Source organism: Nocardiopsis trehalosi NBRC 14201 (assembly GCF_001552555.1).
GTDB classification, from domain to species: domain Bacteria; phylum Actinomycetota; class Actinomycetes; order Streptosporangiales; family Streptosporangiaceae; genus Nocardiopsis_B; species Nocardiopsis_B trehalosi.
This window is the reverse complement of record NZ_BCRK01000336.1, coordinates 1-2,076: the sequence shown is the minus strand read 5'-3', so window position 1 is coordinate 2,076 and position 2,076 is coordinate 1. Positions and strand designations below refer to the sequence as shown.

Genomic DNA, 2,076 nt, shown 5'->3' with positions numbered 1-2,076 from the left:
GGTGAGGCCCAGCGGGGGCGGTGGGTTGCCGCCGCCGAAGTCGCCCGGCGGGGGGATCTCGCGGAAGTCGTCGCCGATGCCGCCGGGGCCGTTGGTCTCCAACGGCGGGGGCGGCAGGTCGTCGGCGGTGAAGTCGCCCGGCGGACGGATGCCCTCGGGGCCCGCCGGACCGTCGCCGCCCATCCCGGGACCGTCGATCGGCAGCGGCGGAGGCGGGGGCGGGTCCTCGAACATGTCGTCCGGGAACATGTCGTCGAACATGTCGTCGGGGAACGTGTCGTCGAACATGTCGTCCGGGAACGTGTCGTCGAAGATGTCGTCGGGGATGAGGTCGTCGAACATGTCATCGGGGAAGACATCGTCGAAGATGCCGTCGAAGATGTCCTCCGGGATGCCGCCGGGGCCGTCGCCGCCACCGCCGCCGTTCCCGTCCTCATCGTCGTCCGGCTGCCCGTAGGTCTCCGGCGGGCGCGCGCCCATCAGATCGCCGACCGATTCGATCGCTTTATTCGAGGCGCTGAGGATTCCGGCCGCTTCCGTCCAGAATTCCTGCGCTGCCGTCAGTACCGGGTCGAACTTCGTCCACCAGGCGTCTTTGAGGGTGTCGTCGATCAGGAAATCGGTGCGTTCGTCGCCGACGACCCCCCAGAGTTCCCCGTGCTTCATGTCGGGGTTGCTGTAGCGGATGACGAACTGGTCCCGGGCGTCGTTCCAGGTCTCGGTGCCGATGGGAACGTTGAAGTACCAGTTCTGGACGATCTCCCAGGCGGTGGTGGTGTTATCGGCCAGCCACGACAGCACCTTCTCGTAGAGGGGCTCGGCGTACTTGAGGATGTCGACGCGGGTCTGCGTGAGCCGCCCGTCGATCTGGGCCAGCTGCTCGTACAGGTGGGTCAGCCGGGCGGCCAGGTCGAAGATGCGCGTGGCGAACTGGCCCGCCGCGCTGCCCTGGAAGGCGCTGTCGGGAAGGTTCAGGTTGTTGTAGACGTTGAGCAGGCCCGTTTTCCCGTCGGGCGGCACGACGGTCCGGAGATAGGTCTCCAGGTTGTTGATCTCCCGGGCGATGGTGATCGATGACCCGAGGTCGTAGTTGGAGGAATGCGCGCCGTTCTCATTGACGGCGATACCCGCCAGCGTGCGCATCTGCTCGCGGAACCTGGCCTCCGCGCCGTCCGATTTCCAGCCGCCCTTCTCGCCCTCGAAGATGTCGCGGTTGAAGAGGTACCCGGCGTACTCCCAGTAGTCGTTGCTCGGGTTCTGGTACCTCCACCACCGCTCCATGTCCTTCCAGTGGCTACCGAAGTGGATGTTGTCCCACGGGTAGTAGATCCCCTCGGTGAGCCAGCGGGGCTTGAGGAACTCGTCGGGATGCTTGATGGGAGGGACGGCGTCCTTATCCCCCGAATCCGCGAAGATGTTCATGATGTCGTTGATGGGTGGCGGCGGCATTGCTGGCTCCCTCCGGGCCTATCGAAGATGCGGACTAATTCGACTGGCTGTCGTCGTCATCGTCTTCGTCGGTGTCTTCTTCGTCGTCGTCATTCCCGCCCGGGTACGGGAAGCCGCCGCCGCCATAATTGTTCGATCCGCCCCCCGTGCTGTCCGAGGGGCCCTGCCCCATGATCGTCGTCAGGTCACGTGAGGTGAGTTCCTGGTCGTCCTCCAGGTTCAGGAACACCGCCATGTTGCCTTCGAGGCGGTCGGTGATCCGGTCGACCTCGGTGAGGAGGTCGCCGACGATCTCGCTGATCTTCCCCAGGGAGGTGTCGATGTTGGTGCCGAGTTCCCCGGCCGCCGGAAGCCGCTCGGGGTTTCCGAACAGGAGGAACCGCTTCGACTCGCCGTCGCCGCTCTGGGTGTAGCGACTGAACACGATGTCGTGTTCTTCCAGCTTCTCCTCGTACGGCATCAGATGGTCGGTGATGACCTTCTTCACCTGTCCGAAGGTGATCGCCGTCGTGTCCTCGCCGCCGCCACCGCCGCCGGGACCGTCTCCGCCACCGGTGGAGCTGTCGTCGTCGGTGTTGTCCTCTTCGTCGTCCTCGTCGCCGGGGGGCTCCTCTTCGTCGTCTCCGG

The 2,076-nt window shown here is 65.5% G+C and carries 2 pseudogenes; both read right to left on the bottom strand.

Annotated elements, in window-relative coordinates:
- A pseudogene (locus NT8_RS27955) lies at window positions 1-1,449 on the bottom strand (hypothetical protein); the annotation flags it as partial.
- A 34-nt stretch (window positions 1,450-1,483) separates the two neighbouring features.
- A pseudogene (locus tag NT8_RS30205) lies at window positions 1,484-2,076 on the bottom strand (hypothetical protein); the annotation flags it as partial.